16 protein-coding genes and 3 pseudogenes are annotated in these 21,505 nt (G+C 29.2%); all 19 read right to left on the reverse strand.

The genetic code is table 11. The annotated features are described in order from the left end of the window. Positions 1 to 37: 37 nt before the first annotated feature. The 19 genes and pseudogenes from ASHG_RS02835 to ASHG_RS02915 all read right to left on the reverse strand — a co-directional run bounded on the left by ASHG_RS02835 (position 38) and on the right by ASHG_RS02915 (position 21,499). Positions 38 to 2,164, reverse strand: coding sequence for a catalase (locus tag ASHG_RS02835; RefSeq protein ID WP_084689274.1), 2,127 nt, complete (start codon positions 2,162 to 2,164; stop codon positions 38 to 40). Positions 2,165 to 2,219: 55 nt separating this feature from the next. Further along, entirely contained in the window at positions 2,220 to 2,690 is a 471-nt protein-coding gene (locus tag ASHG_RS02840; protein WP_040397410.1) for a GNAT family N-acetyltransferase, read from the reverse strand. An 84-nt stretch (positions 2,691 to 2,774) separates the two neighbouring features. Beyond that, positions 2,775 to 5,210 carry an ABC transporter permease gene (locus ASHG_RS02845; RefSeq protein WP_040397412.1) on the reverse strand — a complete coding sequence of 812 codons (2,436 nt, stop codon included), beginning with the start codon at positions 5,208 to 5,210 and terminating at the stop codon, positions 2,775 to 2,777. Continuing rightward, positions 5,203 to 5,883 (reverse strand): ABC transporter ATP-binding protein, encoded by a 681-nt coding sequence (locus tag ASHG_RS02850; RefSeq protein WP_040397414.1) that lies wholly within the window; start codon positions 5,881 to 5,883, stop codon positions 5,203 to 5,205. The genes ASHG_RS02845 and ASHG_RS02850 overlap by 8 nt, the downstream gene beginning before the upstream one ends. A 47-nt stretch (positions 5,884 to 5,930) precedes the next feature. Continuing rightward, positions 5,931 to 6,089: pseudogene (locus ASHG_RS08965) on the reverse strand (sensor histidine kinase); the annotation flags it as partial. Positions 6,090 to 6,105: 16 nt separating this feature from the next. Beyond that, positions 6,106 to 8,577, reverse strand: a complete 2,472-nt coding sequence (locus ASHG_RS02855; protein WP_040397415.1) for an ABC transporter permease — start codon at positions 8,575 to 8,577, stop codon at positions 6,106 to 6,108. Then, a complete protein-coding gene (locus ASHG_RS02860) occupies positions 8,570 to 9,250 on the reverse strand; it encodes an ABC transporter ATP-binding protein (RefSeq protein WP_040397416.1) in 681 nt (226 codons plus the stop codon). The genes ASHG_RS02855 and ASHG_RS02860 overlap by 8 nt, the downstream gene beginning before the upstream one ends. A 52-nt stretch (positions 9,251 to 9,302) precedes the next feature. Further along, positions 9,303 to 10,163, reverse strand: coding sequence for a sensor histidine kinase (locus ASHG_RS02865; RefSeq protein WP_040397417.1), 861 nt, complete (start codon positions 10,161 to 10,163; stop codon positions 9,303 to 9,305). Between the two features lies 1 nt (position 10,164). Then, entirely contained in the window at positions 10,165 to 10,815 is a 651-nt protein-coding gene (locus ASHG_RS02870; protein WP_040397418.1) for a response regulator transcription factor, read from the reverse strand. Between the two features lie 177 nt (positions 10,816 to 10,992). Next, a complete protein-coding gene (locus ASHG_RS02875) occupies positions 10,993 to 11,334 on the reverse strand; it encodes a hypothetical protein (protein WP_244264241.1) in 342 nt (113 codons plus the stop codon). Between the two features lie 25 nt (positions 11,335 to 11,359). Beyond that, positions 11,360 to 11,494, reverse strand: a pseudogene (locus ASHG_RS08850) (energy-coupling factor transporter transmembrane component T family protein); the annotation flags it as partial. Between the two features lie 70 nt (positions 11,495 to 11,564). Continuing rightward, a pseudogene (locus ASHG_RS02880) lies at positions 11,565 to 12,185 on the reverse strand (ABC transporter ATP-binding protein); the annotation flags it as partial. 69 nt (positions 12,186 to 12,254) lie between these two features. After that, positions 12,255 to 13,058: a KilA-N domain-containing protein gene (locus ASHG_RS02885; RefSeq protein ID WP_040397419.1), complete on the reverse strand. Its 804-nt coding sequence runs from the start codon at positions 13,056 to 13,058 to the stop codon at positions 12,255 to 12,257. Between the two features lie 189 nt (positions 13,059 to 13,247). Beyond that, complete coding sequence (locus tag ASHG_RS02890) at positions 13,248 to 14,768, reverse strand: recombinase family protein (RefSeq protein WP_040397420.1); 1,521 nt, start codon at positions 14,766 to 14,768, stop codon at positions 13,248 to 13,250. Then, complete coding sequence (locus tag ASHG_RS02895; protein WP_040397422.1) at positions 14,761 to 16,503, reverse strand: recombinase family protein; 1,743 nt, start codon at positions 16,501 to 16,503, stop codon at positions 14,761 to 14,763. Before ASHG_RS02895 ends, ASHG_RS02890 begins: the two co-directional genes overlap by 8 nt. Next, positions 16,496 to 18,214, reverse strand: a complete 1,719-nt coding sequence (locus ASHG_RS02900) for a recombinase family protein (protein WP_040397423.1) — start codon at positions 18,212 to 18,214, stop codon at positions 16,496 to 16,498. The genes ASHG_RS02895 and ASHG_RS02900 overlap by 8 nt, the downstream gene beginning before the upstream one ends. A gap of 98 nt (positions 18,215 to 18,312) precedes the next feature. Further along, positions 18,313 to 18,480 (reverse strand): hypothetical protein, encoded by a 168-nt coding sequence (locus ASHG_RS02905; protein ID WP_000332792.1) that lies wholly within the window; start codon positions 18,478 to 18,480, stop codon positions 18,313 to 18,315. 468 nt (positions 18,481 to 18,948) lie between these two features. After that, complete coding sequence (locus ASHG_RS02910; protein ID WP_040397425.1) at positions 18,949 to 19,356, reverse strand: sigma-70 family RNA polymerase sigma factor; 408 nt, start codon at positions 19,354 to 19,356, stop codon at positions 18,949 to 18,951. A gap of 799 nt (positions 19,357 to 20,155) precedes the next feature. Then, positions 20,156 to 21,499, reverse strand: a complete 1,344-nt coding sequence (locus ASHG_RS02915; RefSeq protein ID WP_036746758.1) for an MATE family efflux transporter — start codon at positions 21,497 to 21,499, stop codon at positions 20,156 to 20,158. Positions 21,500 to 21,505 lie beyond the last annotated feature (6 nt).

Raw genomic sequence — 21,505 nt, forward strand, 5'->3', positions numbered from 1 at the left:
GATCTCAGCATATACTGAGATCTTATATAATAAAATTTTAAATTGAACCTTCTCTGTTCCAAAATCTTTGCTTACTTAGATTTTCAACAAATTTATCTATATCTTTACTATCTTTTGTAACCATAACTCCATCTGCTTTTTCTTGTTTTTTATCTAGAATACCAGAAGTATCTCCAATAATCCATAAAGGTTTGTAATGATTGAAAGTTTCATTTACAAATTCATTTACATTTTTACTAAATTCTTTGGATGGTTTTTTAGGTACAACTACTATTAGTGCATCTTCAAGAACTGGATGAATTGTCGCATATCTGTGACTTACCTTTTGTCCATCTTTTGTATTTTTTAAATCAGCTTGAATAATTTCAGATTTAGCTTTATTCTCTTCGATTTTTTCAACTAAAGATTTAAAATCAAAATCATCATCACTATCAGAATAAATACCTACTTTTAAAGTATCAACCTTAAATATGGTATTTTCTTGAGAAAATTCAGGCATTCTAACTTTTAAAGCTTCTTTTTTTGCTTTTAATCCAGAAGGATCAAATCCACGTTCAGCATCAGGTTTTTCGCATCCTACATTTTCTGCTATCTCTTCTGCCATTTTTTTATCAACATTTGCAAACATATCTACGACATTTTGTCTTATTTCTTCTCTTTTAACTTTAGAAAGTTCAAATGAAAAGGCATTTATAATATGTTCTTGCTCAACTTCACTAATTGATTTATAAAATGCTGTGGCTTGGCTAAAATGATCTCTAAAACTATCATCTCTTGCCTTTATAACTTCTGCATCTATTTTTTCTTGGTAATGTTCGTAGCCGCCATTTTCTGGACTTTCATAGAAAGGTGATTGGTCATCAATAGATGATTTCATATATGAAACCGGTCCCTTATTTATCATATGTTGATGCCATCCATCTCTTTGATTATTGTGAACTTCAGAAATCGGTCTATTGATAGGTATTTGAGCAAAATTTGGTCCACCAAGTCTTAGAAGTTGAGTGTCTGTGTAGGAGAAAAGTCTTCCTTGAAGTAGAGGATCATTTGAAAAATCAATTCCTGGAATTACATTTCCTGGATTGAAAGCCACTTGCTCAGTTTCTGCAAAATAATTATCTACATTTCTATTAAAAATCATTTCTCCAATTTTAATCTTTGGTATATCTTCTTCAGGCCAAACTTTTGTTGGATCTAGAATATCAAAAGTAAAGTCATGTTCTTTTTCTTCTGGTAAAAGTTGAACACAAAAATCCCAAACTGGATAATTTCCTTCATCAATAGCTTCGTATAAATCTTTTCTTTGACTATCAGGATCATTTCCAGAAACTTTAAGTGTTTCATCCCAAACTCTTGAGTGAACACCTAATTGAGGATTCCATTGATATCTTACAAAAGTTGCTTTTCCTTCATCATTTATCCACCTAAAAGTATGAACACCAAAACCATCTATCATACGTAAATTTAGAGGAATTGCTCTATCACTCATTTGCCACATTACCATGTGAGCTGATTCTTGATTACGAGTTACAAAATCCCAAAAAGTATCGTGAGCTGATTGAGCTTGTGGAACTTCTGTGTCAGGCTCAGGCTTTACTGCATGAACAAAATCCGGAAACTTCATCGCATCTTGAATAACAAATACTGGCATATTATTTCCAGCTATATCGTAATTTCCTTCTTCTGTATAAAATTTTATAGCAAAACCACGAACATCACGAGGAGTATCAGTTGAACCTCTTGATCCTGCTACTGTAGATATTCTTGAAAATAAAGGAGTTTCTTTACCTTTTTTAGTAAATAAACAAGCTTTAGTATATTTGCTCATATCTTTTGTACATTTAAAAATACCATGAGCCCCAACACCACGAGCGTGAACTATTCTTTCAGGAATTCTTTCATGATCAAAGTGCATTATTTTTTCTCTTAAATGAAAATCTTCAAGTAAAGTTGGGCCTCTTCTTCCAGCCTTAAGAGAAAACTCTTCTTCAGCCATCTTTAAACCCTTGTTAGTTGTAAATGCCTTTTTCTTATTGTCAACCTTATTTTTTTCTAAATCTTTAATTTTATCATTATCCTTAACAGGGTCAATCTTTTTAACTCCCTTTGGTGTCAATGGAGCCTTAATAAAACTATCTTTGCTTTTATCTTTTTCATTTACCATATTTTCCTCCTGATAAATTTCTGTTTCATTCTATTAATACCCTTTTTAAAATAATTCAAATATTATTAGATTTTTCTAATATAAATAATCCGTCTTTATTTGGAATATCACTTTGATATTTTCTCTTATAGCCCAATTTTAAATAAAAAGATTTTGCAGTAATAGAAGAAGGAACCATAATTTTTTTTGACTTTCTAGCATATTCATCCCTTTCAAGACTTTCAACGATTAACCTTCCTAATCCCTCTCCTTGATATTCTGGTGTAACAAAAATAGTATAAAAACAAGACTCTTCCTTATCTCCATCGTATCCGATAGATCCACATCCAATAATTTTTTCACCAAGACAAACCACATAAAAATGTCTAGTGCAAGCTTTTTCTATTATATTTTTAGCATTTAAAATCCTTACACCTTTTTCAATATAGGCTTTTGAATAATCTTTTATATTAGTAGTTCTTAAAGTTTTTATAATAAGTTTGGAAACTTCTTTAGCATCCTTTTTTTCAAATCTTCTAACAAGCATACTTTCTCCATTTCTAGTTTATATTTTTATTATATAACTTAGCTAATTATATTAACAATTTATAACTCATAGAAATGAATTTTTTTAAATTGTCCTAATCAAATCAATGGTTGGTCTGTCTAAAATTCTCTTTAAGGAGAAGTGATAGATTAGTAAGTTTATACAATATACTATTAAAGAAAATCCCAGAAAAATTTTGTAATCATAATAATTAAGTAAACTTAAAAAAGTTAACCTCGATGAGAATATAGAAATTATAAACATTATACCTATGCTAGTTAATATAACTATAAGCAATGATTTTATCTGTTCATTTAAATATTCTTTTTCATAAACCTTCTTAAGTTCATCCAAATCCATTCCACAAGAATATAGACTGCCTATTTCTTTTTTTCTGCTCATGAGACTTAAATTAATGGATGAGTAGCCATTGATGATATTTAGTACAAAGATGATTGATGCAATTCCTATTGTAATTTTCATTAAACTTTTTAAATCTTTATATCTATTTTCTCTCTGCTCTTCACCTGTCATAATATTAAATCTGTCTTCAGGGGAAAGTTTTCCTCTAATCATTGCTTCTACATATTCTTTTATATCTTCAGTATCAGAATCATTTATTCTCATATCTAATGTAAAAGGATAGTTTTTATATTTTTCATCATCTGCTTTTTGCATTAGATTATAAAATGTATCAAAATCTGTGTAAATTTTTACATCAAATGGCATTGTTCTAGATTTAAGTTCCCCTAAATCTTCTATTGCTTTAGAAATTTTAATACTTGTTTCGTAATCATCTCCAATACTTATATCAAGACTTGTTGGATTTTCAAAATATGGTATCTTCTTCGCTTTAGATATCGGTATAGATGAATCCTCTTGGATCATATTATAAAGTAGAAATTCTCCCTTATTTCCTCCAAGCTCTTTTAAATCATCTTCTTCTAATGCAATTAAAAATCCGTCCATTCCTTCTGAGTTATATTTTTCTATATCTTTCTCAGCTTCTTTATCTAGACCCGCATTTTTAGCTTCTTGTAAAAAGTTTAGATTATTTTTAACTATCACATATTTCTCTTTAAATATATAAGATTTTTCATTAGGTGTCTTCTCTCTAATTTCGCTAAGTGCCATCGGGACTTCATCTTTTTCACTATAATACTCTACAGAAAAGTTATATCCAGTATCATAGTATGAATAATCTCTAAAATAACCTGAAATACCAATAATAATTATAAAAACTGAAATAATGAGTATACCTAATGCAGAAATATATCGTTGAGACTTTATTGAAGCTAGGTTATTAAGTCTAAGTTCCTTCCAAAAATCATTGGCTCTTTTCTTTTTAGATTTTGAAAAATCTATATTTCCTCTTATTCCATCTATAATATTGATTTTAGAAATCTTTTTTGCAGGAGATTTTATAGCCAAGGCAACAATTATAAAAGAAACAAATAGTATAGCTAAACTTAATAATGGATTAAATCTTACTGCTTCAAAGGCACTTACTCTCTCACCTTTTTGTATATTTCTATACAAATAATATATAAAGAAAAAACCAGCTATATGACCTAAAAGTATTGGAATTGCTGATATAATTAAACCTTCCTTTAAAAGCATCAAATAAATTTGACCATTAGTTGACCCTATAGATTTATATATAGACAGCTCTCTAATTTTTCGAAGACCCCAAACCCAAAAGATGTTTTTTATAAAAAACACAAAGATTGCTACACATCCAAGAACTGATAGAACAAGAACAGCCTGGCTCATTATATTTTGTGAGGGTTCGTTTTCCACTCCATAATAGTTTATAAGACCTTTAGAAAATTCTAAATGAACATCTTTACCAAGTATCTTGTTTATTTCATTTTGAATCTTATCTTTATTTTTGTAAGCTTCTTCAAATGAATGAAATTTTATGAAGGTTCTGAAAGTGGTCATTTTATCTTGTCGCCCTAGAGCAAAATTCAGTTTACTATACTTGTTGTAGACATCTCCGTAAACACCGACTAAAGTAAAGCTTTTAGAACCTTTAATCTCAAATTTTTCCCTGTCAGTATTTGCACTTGTGGGACCTACCTTTTCGCCATTTAGAAACCTTTTGCCCAACTCAAGCTCTACCTTGTCGCCTATTTTAAGATTATTTTTCTTTACGAGGCTTTCAGATAGTACAATTTCGTCTTCCTTTGTAGCAAATCTTCCTTCCATAAGTCTTGAATACTCTCTCATCTTATTGATTGCTTGGTCTTGGTAGTTTATAACGACTAAATCGTCAGCAAGTTTTCCATTATCAGGATTAAGAGACATTTTTCCGACCAAATCTATATCTTCAATGGACTTTAACTTTTTAACATCTTCACTTGAGAGTTCTTCTTTAATCTCCCCATGATAAAAGCTTGAAGCCATATAATAACCATAGTTAGCCTTCATATTTGTATATCCGTAATAAAAAACCACAGTAAAAAACAGACTTACAATAAATAAAGAGATGAAAATAGGAAAATTCTTTTTATTCATGTTTCTCATCTCCTACAATTTTTCCATCTACTATTGTAATAATACGATTTGCTTGTAAGGCTATTTCTTCGTCATGGGTGATTAGGATAATCGTCTGTTTCATGGTTCTATTGAAGTATTTAAAGATTTCTATAATTTCCTTAGAATTTTTCCTGTCCAAATTACCTGTTGGTTCATCCGCTAATATGATAGATGGATTATAGATAAGACTTCTGGCTATGGCAACTCTCTGCTGCTGACCTCCTGAAAGCTCACTTGGGAAAGAATCAAGTTTACTTTCTATACCAAGTTTTTTTATTATATCTGAAAATTCATCTTGATTGATTTTCCTTTTATCAAGTTTTAATGGAAGTTCTATATTGTGACGAACTGTTAAGTTGGGAATCAAATTATAAAATTGATAAATTAGTCCGACTTTCCTTCTCCTAAAAAGTGCTAATTCTTTTGATGTATATTTTGAAATGTCATTGCCGTCTATAAATATTTTTCCAGAACTTGGATTGTCAACTCCACCCAACAAGTGAAGTAGAGTTGACTTGCCTGATCCACTTGGTCCAACAATTGCAATAAATTCTCCTTTTTCTATTTTTAAATTAACATCATCAATTGCCCTTACAACATTTTCTCCACTTCCATAAGTTTTTGATAAGTTTTCAGTTCTAACAATTTCCATATGTACCTCCCTCTTTTTGTCTCAATAATAAAGGGTTAAAATGACTTTTAAGTGACATTGTAAAATTTAATTTTAAAAATCGCACCATCTTTTCCATTTTTTACAGATATATCTCCATTGTTTGCCTCAACAATTGATTTTGCCATGGCAAGTCCTATGCCAAAGCCCTTAGAGTCAGGACTTTTGTAAAATCTTACTAATATTCTTACTCATAAGTCCCTCCTAGTCAAATCCTCTTATCAAATCAATGGGATCGATCTTTAAAATATTTTGTAAAGTTGTCTTGTAAATTAAAATATTTATACCATAAATCAAAATTCCAAAAGCAAGGAAATATTTATATTCAAAATAAGACAACAAAATTTTCATATCCAATGTTGGAGATATTTTTGCAATTACAAATAAAGCAGCAAAACTTACTATTAAAACTATTGCCAGTGATTTAATTTCTTCTAATATAAAATCTCTTGTATATATATGTTTTAGTTCTTCCTCATCTATTCCACAAGAAATTAAAGATCCAATTTCTTTTTTCCTTGCCATTAAACTCAAATTAATGGAAGAATATCCATTAGTTATATTTAAAATGAAAATTATACTTGCAATAGAAATTATCATAAGGCCAAAAGTTTTTACATCTTTCATGCGATTTGCCTCTACATCTTTGCTTGTAGTTAAATTATAAGTTTCATTGTAGGCAATGGAAGAATCTAATCTCTCTTTAACTTCATTCTTTATATCGTCTAACTTATTTTCATCAACTTGCATTGATAGTTCATAGGTGTTTCTTCTCAATTCATTGTTGTTTTTTAAATAATATTTATTCCATTCATCTAATAATTTAAAATATGTTTCAAAATCAACGTATAAATTCACATAAAAAGGTAGTCTTCTTTGCCTAAAGTCCTTTGTGTCATCGATTAATTTATCTACTTTGATTGAATAATTGTAATCTTTTTTCTCTTCTGTTATAGAGTAATTTAAACTATTTATGTTTTTAAAATATTTTGTTGTTTCTGATCCATCAATAGGTGCATTTGGATTGACTTGGACCCTATTTAATAGCAAAGCCTCTCCCTTTTTGCCACCTATTTTTTCAAAAGTTTGATCATCTAAGGCCGTAATAATTCCATCGAGATAAAAATCTTCGCCATTATCATAATATTTGCGGATTGTTTCATCTAAATCAAGAGACCTAAACTCATCTGAATAATTTTGATCCTTACTAAGGGAAATATATTTTTCAGTTGAAAGGAAGGCTCTGTGATTTTCTGTAGTCTTCATTATATCCTTTAAGACATTTGGAACTTCAGCTTCATTTGAATGAATTAGTATATTAATATTCGTATTGTAAGTGTAAGTATTCTTCACCCTATTGTACTCTGCCATAGAGAAAACTATCAAAAAAATTGATACAATTATCATTCCAATTGCAGAAATATATCTCTGAGAAGAAATAGTTTTTAAATTATTTATCTTTAATTCCTTCCAAATATCTTTATTCCTTTTTAGTTTTATATTTTTGTCACTAAAGTTGCCCTTTATACCATCAATTATATTTATCTTTGCGATTTTTTTAGCTGGAGCAAATATTGATATGAAAATTATAAAAAAGCAAATTAATAGAACTACAAGTGAAAGGCTTAGCGAAAATTCTATATACTTGTACTTTTCCTCTACCTCTACAATCCTTTGAATTCCAAGATTGAGGAGGTTGATTCCTCCATATCCGAAAATATGTCCCAAAACTATTGGTAAAAATGAAATTTTTAATCCATCTTTTAAAAGCAATTTATAAATTTGATAATCTGTTGAACCAATTGATTTGTACATTGAAATTTCTCTTATCTTTCTTAGACCCCAAACTGTAAAAATATTTTTTACAAAAAATATAAAAATGAGGATTGTAGCAAATATTAAAATAGAGTCTACAATCACCTGCCTATTTTGTTGTAAAAGACTTCCATCAACATTATAGTAATCTTTCATTATCTCGCTAAATGCAAGTTCTACTTTATCTTTATTCAAGGCAGATGCTATTTCTTTTTCTAAATTATCTTTATTACTATAGGCTTTTCTAAAATTATCAAATCTTACAAAGCTATTGGTTTTTTGACCCTTTCCTATGACAGTAGAAGCATAAAAAACCTTCATATTTTCATTGTAAAGATTTCTTGTGAGACCACTTATTACATATTCTTTGCTATCTTTTCTTATAAATTCTTCATCCTTAGTAACACTTGAAACTGCTTTTATTTGTTTTCCATCAACCAATCTATTTCCAAATTCTACTTTTATCTTATCGCCAATTTTTAAATTTTCTTTTTTTGCAAGACTTTTTGGTATGGTAATTTCATTATCTTTTGTAGCAAAACTCCCCTCTTTTAACATACTATCTTCTAACATCTTGTTAAAACCCTGGTCTATGTAATTTACCACTAAGACATTTTGAGATAGCTTGGCAGAATTATTTTCTACTGCAACTTCTCCTACTTCTTTAATATTATTTATTTCTTTTAATTTACTTGATTCACCAAAAACTGTATCAGAAATAATTTTAGCATCATAAATTGATCTATTCCTAAAATGTTCATAATCAAACTTATTATTTACATATCCAAAGTAAACACAAAATGTAAAGAAAATTGCAGTTATAAAAAGTGAAAGTGAGATTGAGAGATTCTTCTTATTCATTATTCTCATCTCCCACTATTTTCCCATCGACAATTGTTATTACCCTTTCTGCCTCTAGGGCTATAGACTCATCATGGGTGATTACTATAATTGTCTGTTTTAAAGTCCTGTTAAAATATTTTAAAATTTCAATTATTTCTCTTGAATTCTCCCTGTCTAGGTTTCCCGTTGGTTCATCAGCGAGTACAAGAAACGGAGAATAGATAAGACTCCTTGCTATGGCAATCCTTTGTTGCTGGCCTCCTGATAGTTCACTTGGAAAAGAGTTAAGTTTACTTTCTATACCCAATTTTTTAACTATATCTGAAAATTCATCTTGATTTGTTTTTCTTTTATCTAGTTTTAGTGGAAGTTCTATGTTATGACGAACTGTTAAGTTGGGAATCAAATTATAAAATTGATAAATTAGTCCGACTTTTCTTCTTCTAAAATAGGCTAGTTCCTTTGAGGAATACTTTGAGATATCGTTACCATCTATATAAACCTTACCATCATCTGGGCTATCTACTCCTCCTATGATATGTAGGAGTGTTGATTTACCAGATCCACTTGGTCCTACAATGGCAACAAATTCTCCTCTTTCAATTTCAAGGCTAACACCGTCTAAGGCAATGACCTTAGAATTACCCTCGCCGTATTCTTTTCTTAAATTTTCAACTTTTAATATTTCCATACTTGCCTCCTTTTTCTTATGTCAAGGTAAGCATATAAAAGTAAAGTGATTTTTAGGTGACATTGTAAAATTTAATTTCAAATCTTGCTCCAGCATCAATATTTGAAACAGAAATTTCTCCCTTGTTTTTTTCGACAATTGTCTTCGCCATAGCAAGACCAATTCCAAAACCATTTGAGTCGGGAGTTTTATAAAAGCGTTTAAAGATTTTTTTCATATTCTCTTTTTCTATTCCTCCGCCATTGTCTTCAATGATTAAGCTTGTATAGAGGGGATTTTTATATGATGAAAGCACAATTTTGTAACAAGTCGGTCTATTATAAGCATTTTTCATAATATTAATCAGAGCTTCTGCCAGCCAATAAAAATCTCCAATGATACTATTTTCTTTTAAATCCGTTCTCTTTTCTACATTTATAGATTTCTTTAAATTCAAACTATCTAAGGAATAATCTACTAATTCATCCAAACGAATTTGTTCTTCTTTCATTAAATCTTTGTTTGCATCAAGGCTTGATAATTTGAGCAAAATATCTGATAGAGAGTTTAATCTTAAGAGTTGTCTTTTTAATATCTCTATATCTTCATTAGCTGGAAAGTCCATCTCCAAATTTTCTATGGAAAAAAGCATAGATGTGATGGGAGTTTTAATTTGGTGGGCGATATCTTCTAGGTATTCGATTTGCTTTTCACTATTTCTAGTACTTGCCTCTTTGGCTTCCACTATTTCTATAAAAAGTTTGTAAATCTTATCTTCTAAAATCGAAAAATCGTCTTGCTTCATAGGAATTTTATAGTCTTGATTCTTCATGTTTTCTATTAAATCTATGAGATCATTTATTCTATTCTTCTTTCTTTTTTCTAAAAAATAATATAGAAGTAAAAGACTTATTATCCAAAATAAATATAGCATCTCAATCCATCCTATAACCAATTCCTCTAACAGTAGTGATAATTTCCTTGTCAAGCTTTTCTCTGATTCTCTTAATAGTTGATGTGAGAGTATTGTCATTTACAAACCTATCCCTATCTTCCCAGAACATTTCTAAAAGTTGGCTTCTTGTGAAAACCCTGTGGGGATTTTTGATAAATAACAGTAATATTTCATATTCAAGTGGAGTTAGGTCTATTTGATTAGCCTTAAAATAAACTTTTGAATCATTAAAATCTATTTTGATATCCTTGTAAGTAATTATTTTGTCTTGACTTAGAGGGATTGTCCTTAAAACCGCATCGATTCTAGCCCTTAATATTGCAAGGGAAAATGGCTTAGTTAAATAGTCGTCTGCTCCTTGATCTAGGGCAGCAATTATAAAATCTTCATCGTTTTTAACTGTTGTTACAATTACTCTTATGTCCTTATCTTTTAATTTTTCTATCAAATGTTGACCTTCTTTATCTGGTAGATTTATATCAAGTAGTGCCACATCCATGTCTACATTCATCATATAGTTTGCTTCGTAAAAAGATGATGCAATCTCTACTTCATAACCATTATTAATTAAATACTTTTCCATTTGTAAAGCAATTTCTTTATTATCCTCTATAATCAAAACACTCTTCATTCTAACCCTCTCATGTATCAACTTTGATATCTATTAAATTATTATCTTTTATAGCTTGCATCCATAAGCAAATTTAGTCTATAGTGAAATAATCATATTTATAGTATACCATTATCACTTATATTAAAAACAGACCCTATACGGATCTGCTTGCTTTTAAATATTTATTTTATTTTCTCAAGAAGAGAAACTGATTCCACATGCATTGTCTTTTGCTTGGGAACATAATTTTTTATCCTCGTTATTCTTGTAGGAGCACAATTTATTAATGTCATTGTCTTTGGCATTTTTTCTTTTATCTTTGAATTTATTAGAATTTTGACTATCTTTAACTCCTGTTTTGAAATAGAATGTTAAGTCATATGGATGAACTGTTCTGTTAAATTCCTCTATAATTTTTTTATTTTCTAATACTTTTTTAAATTGCTTTAATCTTTCTTTATTAGAGTCTTCATTTTTTATTGTTAGTTCCAGTGTTTTCTTTTCATCAAGTAATTCTTCTTTTTGTTGTAGGGTCATAGTCGTATTCAAGGCAAGCTTGAAAACCAATAAGACAAACAATTTCTAGCTTAAAACGGATATTTATAGTATGCATAACTGTTAAGCCTTTTATGAATAAAACTAATATCAATCTGATAGTATTTGGATTAAATGGAGCATTATAAGAAAAAGTAGTCATTATGCAATGCCTGCTTTTTCAAAGTGTTTCTTGAATAGAGCCTTGCCTATATATGCTCCAATTATTGCCTCTAGTAAATAAATTCTTCTGCCATTTTTGTCTTTTCTATTAAGTTCCTATAAACTTTTGATTTTTGTAAAAGCTCTTCATGTTTGCCTTGGCTTTCTACTTTTCCATTTTCAAGAACTACTATCTTGTCAGCATTTTCTATGGATTTCATTCTGTGTGAAATGATTACAACCGTCTTATCTTTAATCAAATTATTTAAAGACTCTTGAATCTTTTTCTCATTGTCAACATCAAGGCTTGCTGCTATTTCATCTAAGATTAGTATTGGTGCATCTTTTAAGAAGGCTCTTGCTATTGATAATCTCTGTCTTTCTCCCCCTGATAGCTCAGCACCGTTCTCACCAATAAGTGTATCGAAACCCTTATCCATTTTTTCTATAAAATCTGTACAATTTGCAAGTTTTGCTGCTCTTTTAACTTCTTCGTCACTTGCATTTTGATTTCCCATTCTAATATTTTCCATAACGCTTTGATTAAAAAGAACTACATCTTGGAAAACTATTGAAACCTTATCAAAAAGAGATTCTGTCGATATTTCTTTTATATCTTTGCCGTCAATTAAGATTTGTCCCTTGTCATAGTCATATAGTCTTGATATGAGTTTCAAGATAGTTGTTTTACCCTACAATGTCAAGCAATTGTTACATAAAATTAGACGATATTTCTATCGCCTAATTTATAAACAAAACTTTTATTTTAACTTTTTTATACGTTCACTTTCTGTTAGAATCCTCATTTGCTCAATAGCAATTGCATTTAATTTTTCTATCCTTTCAGTTGCATCCATTCCCTCATTTATAAAAACAGCATTTAAGTTCTCAAGATTTGATAAACACACTAATTGTGATATATCAGCATAGTCTCTCATATTTCCTTTTAACTCTGGATTATTTTCACGCCATTCTTTTGCTGTCATTCCAAACAAAGCTACATTTAATATATCTGCTTCACTTGCATAGATATAGTTTATTCTTTCCTTTGATAATTTCTCAGGGACAAGTTTATTCTTAATTGCATCTGTTTGAATTTTGTAATTTATCTTAGCTAAATTCCTCTTGATATCCCAACCTAATTGTTTTTGTTCTTCTTCTTTTAAGCGCTCAAACTCTTTAATAAGATAGAGCTTAAAATAAGGTGATACCCACGACGCAAATTCAAAAGCTATGTCTTTATGTGCATATGTTCCACCATATCTTCCTGCTTTGGCAACAATTCCGATAGAATTCGTTTTATTGACCCATTGTTTAACCGATAAAATAAAACGATTAAAACCTGCTTCATTTTTAATTCCCTCGAATTCGGTGGAATTAAAATTCGCATTATACATTTCTTCCCATATTCCTAAAAATTCAATTGTATTTTTATTCCTTAGCCATTTTTCTATTAGTGCCACACCATTTTCAACATTTCTAACCATGTCGGTTAAAGAAATATAATCTCTATTATCTATGGCAATAATGCTAATTTCTGATCCTTCTACATTTATTTTAGACACAAAAATCACCTCATAATATCTCATTTTAACTATAATTATATCATTTTTTTATTTATTCCTAAATATTTACCCTATCAACTCATAGTAAACAGTACTATTTATTTCTGCGAATTTTCTCGCCATTATTTTCATTTTGGCGTATTAAAATTAAAGTTGGTGAGATTATGAGTTGCTTTTAATACCATCCATCTATATTTCTACAATTTCTATTTCTCCACTTCTTGATACAATTATTTTATCAATTTTATTGTCTACATAAGCCTTCAATAAACTATCTTCGTCTAAGACTGTAATATCCGTTTCTTTCCTTGAATCAATCTTCTCTGACTTCAATTCTTCCAATTTACTCTCCAATAATATCTTTTTATCTTGGATAAAAGTTTTTTCCTTTAAATAGTCATCTTTTGAAATATTTTTCTTTTTATAGTTTTCATAGATGATTTGTAAATTACTGTTTAATATGGATATTTCCTTTAGAATCTCGTCTTTCACATTCTTGTGTTCTATGACTTTCTCTTCATTTAATGTGTTTTGTATCTTAAAATCTTTTAATTTGGGTTTTATAAGTTCAATAATATCTTTCTCTTTGATATTGTTTGGTGTTTTCTCAGCTTTACATAAATTACAATAATAACTTTTATACTTGTATATTTTATCAGAATTCTTCTTTTGTCTACTGTCACATCGAAAACTCATATGTCTACCACATTCTTTACAAAAAATCTTATCAGAAAAAATAGAACGATTTTTATTTCCTGTATATCCCCCAAAACTTCTTTTTTCTTTTATTTTCTTAACCTTATCAAACACTTCTCTGGAAATAATAGCTTTATGGGTATTTGGAAGTATTTTCCACTCCTCTTCAGGAAGTAAAATTCTTTTTCTTCCACCTATTTTTGTTTCTTTGAATTTATTATATACATAATCTCCTGTATATAGTTCGTTCCTTGTAATCTGTGAGATAGCTGCGTTTGTCCAAACTCTTTTCTTTACTTCACTTCCAGTAATTAAATTTCCAGTATAATCAGAAAGTTTCAGTTCTTCTTTTCGTTCAGAGCGTGTAATATAACCTTTTTCATTAAATATATTAGCTACTTGAATACAGGAATATCCTTTTAGCAATAAATCAAAAGCTTCTTTAACTATAAAAGCTGTTTTTTCATCAATGATGATACTATGTTTATCTTTAGGATCTTTAATATATCCAAAAGGCGCTGCCCAATTTATATTTTTCCCCTGCGATTTAATTTGCCTAATAGAACTTCTTACCTTTTCAGATAATTCCTTACTGAATAAATCATAATACAATGTCTTAAACTGTGTATCTGTGTCTAAGCCATTACCTTGTTCTTTTAAAGAATCATAGTTGTCATTAATAGCAATAAATCGTATTTTTAGAAATGGTAATATATTGCTTAAGTAATCCCCAAGCAAAATATAATCTCTTGAAAACCTAGACATATCTTTTACAATTATAGTTCCTACTTTACCACTCTTTATATCCTCAATAAGCCTTAAAAATGAAGGTCTATTTGTATTAGTGGCAGAATATCCATCATCTACATATTCTTCTATTTCACAACTTTTTAAAGATGTTTCATTTTCAATGTAGCTTTTTATATAATCTCTTTGATTTACTATACTTACACTTTCATCTACTTTGTGATAATCTTCTTCAGAAAGTCTTAAATATATAGCTATCTTATTCATGCTCTACCTCCAACTGCTTTCCCATATCTTTATCAAGATTAAACTTAAAATATATGGTAACCTGCTTATACTCTGATATTTCTATATGGCTAATTAATGTATCGACCAATTCTTTATCAACTTCTATGCTTTTAGCATCCAAGCAGCAAAATAGTACATCTATAAATTCTATAATTTCTCTTTTTATCTTTTTTATATTTCTTATTCTTTCATCAAAAACTTTTAACTCATTTTTTAAGGTTTTTATTTGATTATTTATTTTTTTACTTTCTATTTTAAAATCACTTAAAAGAATATCTCCTTTAACATATTTTTCATATTGTTCTTGTAGATTGATCCTAAGAGAAGCAATCTTTTTATTATTTACATCTGTTTTTATAGAAACTTGATTTATCTTTTCAGCACTTATATTTTCTAAATATATTTTTAGTTGTAATCTTTTATCCTTTTTATAAAAGCTTGAAACCAGTCTTTTTAAGGTATCTACTAAAATTTTGTCGAGGTCTGTCTCATATATTCTGACATGAGATTTTTCTAATTTTAATCTGTCTCCACCTTTACAATAATAACAATAGCAAATCTCATCATGATATTTCAGTCCTCGTGGTCCATATTGTTTTTTCAAATTTCTACCACAAACACTGCATTGTATGAGGTCGTCATACTTTCCTTCTTTTTTATGATCTCTTTTAATTTTTACTCCAACATTTTCTTTTCCGTCTTTTATTATGTTTTTCAGTGAATGGTAAGGTAGATAGTTTTGTTTTTTCTCCTTTATCTCTCTGATATTTTCAAATGTAGTTTTGTCTATTAACCCTTCGTGGGTGTTCTCTGTTATAATCCACTCTTCTTTATCACGAAACTTACTTTTCCTACTTGGATCATGTCTATTTGAGTATACTCTTTGAATCAAATTCCCAATATATACTTCATCAGAAAGCATTTTTGATATATAAGAAATATCCCATTGTTTTGTATCTTCTTTATCCTTAAAAATTTTACCTGTTCTTTTATATTCATCAGGTGTCGTATATGTTTTAGTCAATTCTCTTGCTATTTGCATATTGGATTTACCTTGACCTGCCATATAAAAGATAAGTCTTACTACATCTGCTGCCTTTTCGTCCATCACCAGAACTCTTTTTCCATCAATTTTATCAACCTTATAGCCATACGGAGCCATCGCTCCTATAAAAGACCCTTGTTTCATTTTTATTTCTTTGGAGGCTTTTATTTTCTTTGAAATATCTTTTGCGTATAAATCATTGAAGATATTTTTTATTGCTATTTCATAACTCTGATCTGATTTTATACCGTCTTTAGTATCTAGATTATCATTTACGGAAATAAATCGAACTCCCAAAAATGGAAATACTTTTTCGATATAGTTTGCGATTTCTAAATACTCTCTACCAAACCTTGACATATCTTTTACTATAATACAATTTATCCTGCCTGTTCGAATATCTTCCATCATTTCAATAAATGCAGGTCTTTTAAAATTTGTTCCAGAATATTCATAGTCCTTGTATACTCTTAAAATCTTTATATCTTTTTCTTTTGCAGCATTTATACAAAGTTCTTCCTGCATTTCAAGTGAATTACTTTTATCCCTGTAAGCTTCCTTTCTTTCCTGTGATAATCTAGCATAAATACCGGCAATGTATATTTTTTCAATCACTTTTCCAACTTCTGTTTCTGATTGTGATATATGCCTATTTTTTGTTCTAGCCACAGCATACCTCACTTTCAGCACTTACAAGACTTTTATTCATAACAGTGGGGATAGTTTTTGACTTCCTGCTTATATCGATACTTTTCTTTTTTATGGTGTTAGATTTAATGTCAGACTTATCCATTTTTGTCATTTCTTCAAGTAAAGACAATTCTTCGGTATGATTAAACCTAACATCTATCGTTTTATCTTCAGAAATAAAAATTTTATCAATGAGCATCACAACAGACAATCTATCTATTTCCGATAAATTTTTATACTTGTTAATGTCGATGATCCAACTCTTATTTTTGTCAATCTTCTCCTTAGTATATTCCTGTTTTTTCAATCTATACTCGATACTTTCATCTAATTTAGTCAGTTTCTCTGTATAGTTTTTTCTAAAAAGTTGATATTCTTCTTTACTAATAACATCTTCTTTTAGGTCAAGGTATAGAGAAGATAAGAGTTCTTCTGTCATCGCTTTTTCTCGTTTTAGTATAGGAATTTGATTGTCTTTCAAATTTTTATCTATATCTATACGCTGAACTTTAGAATATAGATTTTCATTAAATTCAATGTAGGACTTCATTATTTTAGATACTGCTTTTATCAAGGTTTCTTCTTTTATGCTGTGTCTTGTACAAGATTTTTCCTTGTTATACTTTGAGCATATATAGAAAACCTCTTCTCTTTTTTTATACTTTACAGTCCTTCTAATCAAAGAACTTCCACATTCTTTACAAAAAAGCATTCCTGTAAAAATATCAATTTTGTCCTTTCCACGAGAATTATTCAAATCTCTTTTTAACATAGTATTTGCAATAGTAAAAACTTCTTTACTTATAATTGCTTCATGGGTATTTTCTACTCTTATCCATTCTTCTTTCTCTTTTTCTATCTGCTTTTTATTTTTGTAACTTAAAGTAACACTCTTTCCTTGTAAGGTATTTCCAATATATACTTCATTTTCTATAATTCTATTTACTGTCTTTGCTGACCAATTTCCACCATTTATATTTTGAAATCCATTACACTTAAATCCTTGACTTTCTTTATATTTTCTTGGAGTTAAAACTCCTAAATGATTTAGTTCATCTGCAATTGCCTTTGAGGAATATCCCAAGAGTTTCATATCAAATATATTTTTGATAATATCCGATATATCTTTATCAATCACTAACTTGTTTTTATTCTCCTCAGACTTTTTATAACCATAAGGTGCAAAAGCACTGATAAAGTCTCCTTTTTCTCTTTTTATCTTCTGAGAGCTTTTTACCTTATTGGAAATATCTCGGCAATAACTGTCATTAATGAAATTTTTTATAGGAAGTATAAGATGTGTATCGTTTATATCTGCACTTTTACTATCGTAATTGTCATTTACTGATATAAATCTTATACCATTTTCCGGAAATATTCTTTGAATATATTTTCCAGCTTCTATATAATCTCTTCCGAATCTTGATAAGTCCTTTACAATAATTGTATTGAACTTTCTATCATAGGCAGCCTTTATCATTTCTTTAAAATTGGGACGATCAAAATTTGCACCTGAATATCCATCATCTACATACTCTTTTACTATTGGAATTTGATTTTTTCTTGCATAAGAGTTTATAATTTCTCTTTGATTGGATATAGAGTTACTTTCTGTTTTTTCGCCATCTTCTTTTGATAATCTTAAATACATAACTGCCAAATTTTCTTTTGCTAAATTGTTTTTAAACATAAAAAAGCCTCCTTTAATTCAATTTACATACAATAAATCGAACCAAGGTTAGGCTTCCACAAAAATATTATAACGCTCCTTATATTTTTTGTCAGCCCCTAATAGACAGAAAATTTTTCTTTGATGTATTCCTCTACTAAATTTTCTAAACTAAATCCATTTTCATTAAATTTAACTTCTATATTCCAACCATCAATTTGATTTATCATCTGTTTATCTTTTTTATCTGTTTTCATTTCTGTATTTATATTATGTTCATCACACATAATACCTTCTCCTTATCTTCAATATTTTTAAGTTTTTTGACATTAACAGGCGTGTAGGTCACGACATTGGAATTTCACCACCGCCCCTTTTCAAGATGAGCCGGCAACAACTGTAGAAGTATCATTATCCCCATTTGCTTCAACGCATCAGTTTCCTAGGCTGAATATATAATTTCTTTTTGTCGCTCGTTTTCTTTTATCCTTCTTTTAACTAGAGTATTTATTTAAACCGAAATCCTTATCAGCAGAAAAGTTATGGCGAAGAAATTATAAAGCTCCACAAATGGTTAATGTCCTGTCTTGGTCTATTCAGTTGTCAAGGTTCAAATCTATATATAACGAGGTTTTAAAAGTCCCTCTATATATAAACCTTACTTTCAGGACAATTTTTAACACTTTTTTGAATATTTTTTTGAAATTTTTTAAAAAATAGAGGACAGAGAGATTTTCCCCTGCCCTCTATTTGATTTACCTATCCAAAAGTTTTCTCAGTTTCTCTAAAATCTTATTTCTTAATCTACTGATTTTCATTGGATTTGTATCTTCTTTCTTTGCAACTTCTGTGAGAGTTTTATCCTCAAAATACAGTGATTTAATTAGGTTTCTCTCTTCGTCATTTAGACTGTCTAATGCACGATACAAATCTTCTATACGCATTTTGGTTTCAATGATTTTTTCAACATCAACTGTATTATCTGCAATATCTACAACACTTGTATTAAAATCTCCAAAATGAAATACACCATGCTTTATATCCAGTCGATTCAAATGAGCTTCATGATTAATCTCTTTTTTATATGCTCTATACACTTCATCAGGTACATATATTTTTTTACCCTTAATATAAATGTATTTTTCTTTATCATTATCTGACATCCTTTGGTCCTCCTTTTTTTACTCGTTTTTCGATTTTTGAGCATAAAAAAGGAGGACTACGGCATTTAGGCATGTCGAGTCCTCTGAAAAATAGGAGTTTTAAAACTAAAAACTGTTTTCTGTTAAACCTAAAAAGTTAACATAAACATGATATTAAAATAGATAGGTATTCTTATCGTGGTTTTATTTATAGTTTTATTCATTGATATATCTACCTCCATCACATTTATATATATCACTAAAAGTAGATATATTTGCATTAATTCTGCTTCATATCTAAAAATTCTACAGAAAGTGTTAATAGCTCTAGATTCTCATAAAATTTATTTCCTTCCAAGCATATGAACTTATCCAAGTTTTTCTTGTTAAAATAATCTATAAACCTTAGTTTTATTTGTTTATTCAATTTTGATTAGCTTCAGATTCAACTAAAAATATGGCATATATAAACCTAAATTCATGACATTTGAACATATTATCTATAATTTTTTTCTAATGTTTGTATTAAAAACTCTATCTACCTCATTCAATGTCAATTCTAGAAAATTTATAAGACTAAATCTTTCAAAAATCAATTCAGATAAAATATAATTCTTATTTTTCAATAGTTATACAAACATCCTGCGCTTATTCCTGCTTGTTTATATGTCTGTCTTTGTTGTCTATGCAAAACCTTTAGAAATAAATACTTCTACACTAGTTTCTTGTATTTGTAATTTTCTTTTATTAGCAGGTAATCTTTCAATTTTCTTTACTGATATATTATTTTTCCCATAAAAATATTATAAAAATCAAATCTTTAATTATTTACATTCATATTTGAAAGAGCCTTGGCTTGCATTACTAAACCTACCATTATCATAGTAAAATCTACAACCGGTTCTGTCCACCAAACAGCCCCTGCTCCAAATATTCTTGGCAATATAAGTAAGGCTGGAACAAGTAGTATTAACTGTCTTAGCATTACAATCATTCCAGCTTTTTTTCCATCCCCTATCGCTTGGAAAAAAGTTATTGTCATAATCATAATTCCATAAAGAATAAATACTGAATAGAATATTCTGAAATTATTAACTCCACTTGAAATTATATCCTGACTTACTTTAAATAAACCAAGTAACTGTTTTGAAAATACTTGTGCTGGTAACCAAAAAATTGCTGCAAGTACTGTTCCTCCTATAGAAAATATCTTCATAGTTTCCTTTACTCTATCGTATTGTTTTGCTCCAAAGTTTGTACCAATAATCGGCTGTAACCCCTGACTCATTCCCCAAATTGGTATAAATGAAAATCCATAAAATCTCAAAGTTGCTGACATTAATATTGCATTTGGATCTCCTCCATATCTAAAAGCTTGTCTATAAAGCAATGTTTGCTGAACCATGAAAAATACTTGCATGATCATAGCTGATACTCCTACTCCAAACATTTCCTTTGATATATCTTTTTCTTTTTTTATTTTCCCTATTTTTACATTTTCACTTTTATTCTTAAAATAATAAAGAGTAATAACAGCTTGAATTATTTGTGCTGTTACAGTTGCTATAGCTGCTCCCTCAATGGCATAATCACCCATTAATTTCATTAGTATTGGATCAAGAACTATATTGATAAAGGCACCTAGTCCCATGATACTCATTGCTCTTTTCATAAGCCCTTCACCACGCATAACCATATTGGCTGACTGGGTAAAGTTTACAAAAATTGAGCCTAGAAATATTATTCTTAAATATCTTATACCTAATGCCTTTATTTCTCCTGTTGCTCCAATTAAATCTAAAAAATATGGTCCTAGAAGTATTCCTCCTATTGTTATAATCGTTGAAAAAAAGATAACCCAATAGATAAGATTTCCCATAAGTTTGTCTATAGTATCTTTATCACCTTTTCCCATGGCTCTTGATAAAATCGATGCCGAACCTATCCCTATAAGCGTTGCAATCCCATTATTAAAAAATGTAAGTGGCATGGCTATTGAACAAGCTGCCATGGCATTTTCCCCTATTATCTGTCCTGCAAATATTCCATCCATAAGTGGATATAGGCCTATAACTACCATCCCAATTACTGCTGGTATAGATAATTGAAACATTAAAGACAATGGCTTCTTGGTCAACAACTGTTCTTTCATGTTTTGTTTCATTTTTAA

Origin of the sequence: Anaerococcus senegalensis JC48, from assembly GCF_000321005.1 — a bacterium.
Lineage (GTDB): Bacteria > Bacillota > Clostridia > Tissierellales > Peptoniphilaceae > Anaerococcus > Anaerococcus senegalensis.

Coding starts and splice junctions, on each gene's coding strand:
- ASHG_RS02835 (WP_084689274.1), bottom strand. CDS start 2,164: ATGGTAAATGAAAAAGATAAAAGCAAAGATAGTTTTATTAAGGCTCCA.
- ASHG_RS02840 (WP_040397410.1), bottom strand. CDS start 2,690: ATGCTTGTTAGAAGATTTGAAAAAAAGGATGCTAAAGAAGTTTCCAAA.
- ASHG_RS02845 (WP_040397412.1), bottom strand. CDS start 5,210: ATGAATAAAAAGAATTTTCCTATTTTCATCTCTTTATTTATTGTAAGT.
- ASHG_RS02850 (WP_040397414.1), bottom strand. CDS start 5,883: ATGGAAATTGTTAGAACTGAAAACTTATCAAAAACTTATGGAAGTGGA.
- ASHG_RS02855 (WP_040397415.1), bottom strand. CDS start 8,577: ATGAATAAGAAGAATCTCTCAATCTCACTTTCACTTTTTATAACTGCA.
- ASHG_RS02860 (WP_040397416.1), bottom strand. CDS start 9,250: ATGGAAATATTAAAAGTTGAAAATTTAAGAAAAGAATACGGCGAGGGT.
- ASHG_RS02865 (WP_040397417.1), bottom strand. CDS start 10,163: ATGCTATATTTATTTTGGATAATAAGTCTTTTACTTCTATATTATTTT.
- ASHG_RS02870 (WP_040397418.1), bottom strand. CDS start 10,815: ATGAAGAGTGTTTTGATTATAGAGGATAATAAAGAAATTGCTTTACAA.
- ASHG_RS02875 (WP_244264241.1), bottom strand. CDS start 11,334: ATGACCCTACAACAAAAAGAAGAATTACTTGATGAAAAGAAAACACTG.
- ASHG_RS02890 (WP_040397420.1), bottom strand. CDS start 14,768: ATGAATAAGATAGCTATATATTTAAGACTTTCTGAAGAAGATTATCAC.
- ASHG_RS02900 (WP_040397423.1), bottom strand. CDS start 18,214: ATGTTTAAAAACAATTTAGCAAAAGAAAATTTGGCAGTTATGTATTTA.
- ASHG_RS02905 (WP_000332792.1), bottom strand. CDS start 18,480: ATGTGTGATGAACATAATATAAATACAGAAATGAAAACAGATAAAAAA.
- ASHG_RS02910 (WP_040397425.1), bottom strand. CDS start 19,356: ATGTCAGATAATGATAAAGAAAAATACATTTATATTAAGGGTAAAAAA.
- ASHG_RS02915 (WP_036746758.1), bottom strand. CDS start 21,499: ATGAAACAAAACATGAAAGAACAGTTGTTGACCAAGAAGCCATTGTCT.